The organism is Kocuria sp. ZOR0020, assembly GCF_000800955.1.
Lineage (GTDB): Bacteria > Actinomycetota > Actinomycetes > Actinomycetales > Micrococcaceae > Kocuria > Kocuria subflava.
On record NZ_JROX01000216.1, the window covers coordinates 1 to 5307 of the forward strand.

The following is a 5307-nucleotide window of genomic DNA, read 5'->3' on the forward strand; positions in this document are numbered from 1 at the left end:
GAACCACTCACTGATGAGAACCGCCGGGCCCCACACACCGTTTATCGGACAGTCCCCACCAGCATCGACGCCCCGGCCCACGTCACCGCAGAAACAAAACTGCCCCGCCATCAGGCGGGGCAAGTTTCGATTTTCTCATCTTACGTGGAGCTGAGGGGACTCGAACCCCTGACCCTTTGCATGCCATGCAAATGCGCTACCAGCTGCGCCACAGCCCCTTGTTGTTGCTCCGAAACTTTATCACGTCCTGTGCGGGACGATCCCGGGGTGAACACGTCCCGTTGGTTCGGTGTTCGTTCCCCGTTCGGACAACGCTGTAGATCTTAGGACGAATGGTCGCCAGCTCGCAAATCGAGGATTCAGCGGACGGCTGGCACCGTGAGATCACCACTTGGTGATGAGATCACCCACAACGGGGTGTCATCTCATCAGCAGCCGGTGATCTCACGCCTGGGTTGCGGCCGAGGCGCCGTCGTCCTCTGAGCCAGACGAGTCAGCTGGGTCAGTCGGGTCAGCCGCGGAGTCCGTGGTTTCCAGGCCCAGGTTCAAAACCGGGGACTCGTTCCACAGGCGCTCCAGGGCGTAGAAGGCGCGGTCTTCCTCGTGCTGGACGTGGACAATCACGTCTCCGTAGTCCAGCAGCACCCAGCGACCTTGGCCCTTGCCCTCACGGCGGATGGGTCGGATGTCGTGCTCCTGAATCAGGGCGTCCTCGATGGCGTCCACCACTGCACTGACCTGACGCTCGTTGGAGGCCGATGCCACAAGGAAGGAATCCACGATCCCCAAGGCATCGCTGACGTCCAGGGCCACAAGGTTCTCGGCCTGTTTTTCATCAGCCGCACGGGCCGCGGTACGCAGGTAGGACATGGAAGTTTCCGGAACGGTCATGGAGTGGTGAGTTCCTTTCTCACAGAAGAATCATCAGGACAATCACAGCAACAGCCAGCAGCACCACGGCCGCCAGCACCAGCATGATCGTCTTCAGGTGCGAGGACTGCCGGTAGTCCTCCGGGTCCATCAATTCCAGCCCTTGGGCATCCAGCGCACTCACGGGCTGTGCCGGTTCGGGTTCTGCCTGGCCGGCATCAATACCGGCCGAGGTCTCCACGTCTGCCTCAGCAGGCGACTGAGCCTCAGGGCCGGCCTGGAATTCAGCCTCGGTTTCAGGCACGGATTCTGGTTCGTCCGCTGGCTTGGCGTCCAGTTCAGGTTCGGATACAGGCTCTGCCTCGGGCTCAGGTTCAGCCTGCACCGGTTCCTGGTCATCAGCACCCGCGGGCGAGTCCGCAGCCTCAGCCGCACCAGAGTCGGCCGCTGGGGTTTCCGGGGCTGCCTCCACATCGGGTTGGGCGATGACTTCAGGTTCGGGGACCACATCCGGCGCAGCATCCAGATCAGGCTCAGCCACATCAGCCGAACGCTCGCCCCGCAAATAACGGCGACGCACCTGGTCCGCCGGGATGGACGCCGTCATGGGTTGTGCATCATCGGAAGCGCCAGAGCTCTCCGCCATGGCACGTTCCGCCACCATGCGGTCCTCGTCAGAGGACAGGGCGGCACGGGAGGCCAGCTGGGCCATGCGCATCTGCTTCTGTGCCAGGTCCTCATCCACGTGTTCGGGATCAGCGGACTGGTTCTGCGCCAGGTCCTCGGCATGCTGTTCCATCTGCTCACGCAGCAGCGCCAAGCGCCGGGGGCCCAAAGGCTTCTCAGCGTTGGAATCCGGGGCACCGCCACCCAGGTCAATCTCTGGGGCGGGCAGGTCCAAGGCTTTGGACTCAAAGTTCACCACGTCCGGGACGGTGATGTCCCCGGGCGATGGTTCACCGTTCTCCAAGAATCTGTCCTGGCTCATACAGCAGTCTCTTTCGAATCCTGAACGGGATCGGTCACGGGTTTGGCGGCCTGGGCAGTGGGGCCGCCGGTCTTGTCAGGGGCAGGCTGGTAGAGCCCGTATTTGGCGATGTACTGGACCACTCCGTCCGGAACCAGGTACCAGACCGGCTTGCCATCGGCCACTCGTTCCCGGCAGTCGGTGGAGGAGATCGCCATGGCGGGGACCTCCATCAAGGTGACGCCGCGGGCGCCGTCGGGAACCGTCAGTTCATGTCCCGGGCGTGTGACCCCCACAAAATTGGCCAGGTCCCACATCTGCTCCGCACCGTGCCACCCCAGGATTTCACTCATCACGTCGGCGCCGGTGATGAAGAACAAGTCCGAATCCGGGCGCTGCGCGTGCAGGTCCTTGAGGGTGTCGATGGTGTAGGTGGGACCCTCCCGGTCAATGTCCACGCGGGACACACTGAACCTGGGGTTGGAGGCCGTGGCAATCACGGTCATCAAGTAGCGGTGCTCCGCATGGGAGACCTTCTTGCCGGCCTTCTGCCACGGCTGACCCGTGGGAACAAACACCACTTCATCCAGATCGAACACCGCAGCCACCTCTGATGCGGCCACCAGGTGCCCGTGGTGAATGGGGTCGAACGTGCCGCCCATGACACCCACACGGGTGCGTCCGACGACTCTGGGAGGGACGTCGATGGATTGGGCAGAATTCACGTGGTGACTACAGTTCAGCGGCTGCGCTTGGACTCGTACTGGGCCACGGCGTGAGCCTCGTCCGCGGGCAGAGCAGCGGGGTCGGCATGGTGGCCCGTGGCCTCGGGCAGGGTGCTGCGCGGGCTGAAGGTCCAGGTGATCACAAACAGGCCGATGAACGTCAAGAAGGCGATGATCCCGAACCAGTGCGCTTCCATGGGCAGCTCGTTGACAATGTGGGCGCCCTCTTCGGCCGCCTGGATCAGTGCGCTCGACTGCAGCATGTGAGCCCTTTCGATAACAGTTTCCGTGTGGTGGGGTGGACGGGCCCAGCCGTGATCAGCAGACCCGCAGCCGTTGCCCTCCGAAATTCTTTGAGTCCCATGGTAACCGCATGCACCCACGTTGGTGCGTGGCTGCACGGGCCCACGGCCAACGCGTCACTTACGGATGTGCCCGTCCCCGCGCACAATCCACTTGGTGGTGGTCAGCTCCTCCAGACCCATGGGTCCACGAGCGTGCATCTTCTGCGTGGAGATCCCGATTTCGGCACCCAGCCCCAGCTGACCGCCGTCGGTGAAGCGCGTGGAGGCATTGACCATGACCGCAGCAGCATCAACGGAGGCAATGAACTCCTCAGCATTGGCCAGATCGTTGGTCACAATGGCCTCGGTGTGTCGTGTGGTCCAGCGTTCAATGTGGGCCACGGCCTCCTGGAGACTGTCCACCACCTTGACCGCAAGGTGGGCATCCAAGTACTCGGTGCCCCAGTCCTCGTCGGTTGCCGCGGGCGCCTGCACCCCACCGGGCAGCATCTTGGCCGCACGGTCATCCACGTGCAGCTGGACCCCCGCCTTGGTCAAGGCCTCCAACACAGCCGGTCCCGCTGCGGCATCCTTGTGCAAAAGCAGGGTCTCAGCCGTGTTGCAGGTGGAGTTGCGGTGGGTCTTGGCATTCACGACGACGTCCACGGCCATCTTCTGCGGCGCGGAGGCATCCACGAACACGTGCACGTTGCCCTCCCCGGTTTCAATCACCGGCACGGAGGCGTTCTGGACCACCGACTGGATCAAACCGTGACCACCGCGCGGGATCAACACATCCACCTTGCCGCGGGCACCCATCAGGGCGGTGGCTCCGTCACGCCCGTAGTCGTCAATGGACTGAACGATGTCCACGGGCAGCTTCTGATCTGCCAGGGCATCACGAATGATGCCCACCAACGCGCGGTTGGACTCCAGGGCTGCCGAACCACCGCGCAAGAGCACCGCGTTGCCGGATTTCAAGGCAATGCCGGTGATGTCCACAGTCACATTCGGCCGGGCCTCGTAAATGGCACCCACCACGCCCATGGGCACCCGGACCTGACTCATGCGCAGACCGTTGGCCAGGGTCTGGCCGCGGACCACAGAACCCACAGGATCCGGCAGGGCAGCCAGTTCCCGCAGGGCATCGACCAGTCCCCCAATACGGGTCTGATCCAGCTTCAACCGATCCAGCAGGGCAGACGAGGTGCCGTTGTGCTCCCCGCGCTTGAGGTCCCTCTTGTTGGCCTCGATGATGGCGGCAGACTGCGCCTGGATGCGGTCCGCAATGTGCAGCAGTGCCGCATCCTTGCGCCCCCGTGTGGCCCGGGCCAGGGATCGGGCTGCCACGCGGGCGTCATCAGCCATGAGTCCCACGGCTGTCACGGGATCTTCACCGAAAGTCTCATGGGTGAGCTTGGCAGAGGCGGTCTGTTCTGACATGGACTTGAAGCTCCTGGGATCTCAGATCGGATCGTGGCTACGTGCTGTTGATCGGGTCAGGCTTTCACCTGCGGCACCGCGTGGGTCTGACCGGCGGTGCCACCACGAACTCTGGTCTTGGTGGACTTGGAACGCATGGTCACCAGATTGTCCACGTGAACCAGTTCACGTTCATAGCGTGAACCCAATTCTTCACCGAGTTCGCTGGTGGATTTGCCCAACATGTCCGGAATTTCATGCGCCGAGTAATTGCAGATGCCGTGGGCGATTTCCCGGCCTTCGGCATCCACCAGGGAAACGGGGTCTCCCGCGTGGAAATCTCCAGACACGGCAGTGACCCCAGCCGGCAACAAGGACTTGCGCCGACCCACGGCCCGCACGGCGCCGTCGTCGAGCACCAGGTGACCCTTGATGTCCGCAAGATGGGCCAGCCACAGCAGGCGTGCGTTGCGCCGCCCACCGGTGGTGGCAAACCACGTGCCAACATCCGCGCCCTGCAGTGCCGGTTCAATGTTCTGCGCGGAGGTGACCAGCGCGGGAATCCCGGAGGAGGCCGCGATACGGGCGGCCTGCACCTTGGTCACCATGCCGCCGGATCCCACCCCGGCGCGGCCCACCGTGCCGATCTGGACACCCTCCAGGTCCTTGACGGGGTCCTGGACCATTGCAATGCGCTCCCCACCGTCCTGCGGAGGCTTGGTGTAGAGGGCATCGACGTCAGAGAGCAGCAGCAAGACGTCAGCTTTGATCAGGTGTGCCGTGAGCGCGGCAATGCGATCGTTGTCACCGAAGCGAATCTCCTGGGTGGCCACGGCGTCATTCTCGTTGACGATCGGCATGACACCCAGATCCAGCAACCGCTCGATCTGACGGTGGGTGTTCATGTAGTGGTGCCGCTTCATCAGGTCCTCGGCGGTGACCAGAACCTGACCCACCGTGACCCCGTACCGGGCCAGGGAATCGATGTAGCGGCCCATGAGCAGCCCCTGCCCCACGGAGGCCGCGGCCTGCTGAGAGG

General features: G+C 63.5%; 6 protein-coding genes and 1 tRNA gene. All 7 read right to left on the reverse strand.

From position 1 onward, the window contains the following. Positions 1 to 145 precede the first annotated feature (145 nt). Positions 146 to 218: transfer RNA gene (locus L979_RS11725), tRNA-Ala, on the reverse strand. 226 nt (positions 219 to 444) lie between these two features. Then, a complete protein-coding gene (gene rsfS, locus L979_RS11730; protein WP_047692394.1) occupies positions 445 to 891 on the reverse strand; it encodes a ribosome silencing factor in 447 nt (148 codons plus the stop codon). Between the two features lie 19 nt (positions 892 to 910). Then, a complete protein-coding gene (locus L979_RS14775) occupies positions 911 to 1858 on the reverse strand; it encodes a hypothetical protein (RefSeq protein ID WP_052209850.1) in 948 nt (315 codons plus the stop codon). Further along, complete coding sequence (gene nadD / locus L979_RS11740; RefSeq protein WP_255349606.1) at positions 1855 to 2562, reverse strand: nicotinate-nucleotide adenylyltransferase; 708 nt, start codon at positions 2560 to 2562, stop codon at positions 1855 to 1857. The genes L979_RS14775 and nadD overlap by 4 nt, the downstream gene beginning before the upstream one ends. A 14-nt stretch (positions 2563 to 2576) precedes the next feature. Next, positions 2577 to 2825: a hypothetical protein gene (locus L979_RS11745; protein WP_047692395.1), complete on the reverse strand. Its 249-nt coding sequence runs from the start codon at positions 2823 to 2825 to the stop codon at positions 2577 to 2579. A gap of 156 nt (positions 2826 to 2981) precedes the next feature. Next, positions 2982 to 4289, reverse strand: a complete 1308-nt coding sequence (locus L979_RS11750; RefSeq protein WP_047692396.1) for a glutamate-5-semialdehyde dehydrogenase — start codon at positions 4287 to 4289, stop codon at positions 2982 to 2984. Between the two features lie 56 nt (positions 4290 to 4345). Next, a partial coding sequence (gene proB, locus L979_RS11755) for a glutamate 5-kinase (protein WP_052209852.1) occupies positions 4346 to 5307 on the reverse strand: 962 nt, incomplete at its 5' end.

Excerpts from the sequence above, each read along its gene's own strand:
- rsfS (WP_047692394.1), bottom strand. The coding sequence starts at position 891 with ATGACCGTTCCGGAAACTTCCATGTCCTACCTGCGTACCGCGGCCCGT.
- L979_RS14775 (WP_052209850.1), bottom strand. The coding sequence starts at position 1,858 with ATGAGCCAGGACAGATTCTTGGAGAACGGTGAACCATCGCCCGGGGAC.
- L979_RS11745 (WP_047692395.1), bottom strand. The coding sequence starts at position 2,825 with ATGCTGCAGTCGAGCGCACTGATCCAGGCGGCCGAAGAGGGCGCCCAC.
- L979_RS11750 (WP_047692396.1), bottom strand. The coding sequence starts at position 4,289 with ATGTCAGAACAGACCGCCTCTGCCAAGCTCACCCATGAGACTTTCGGT.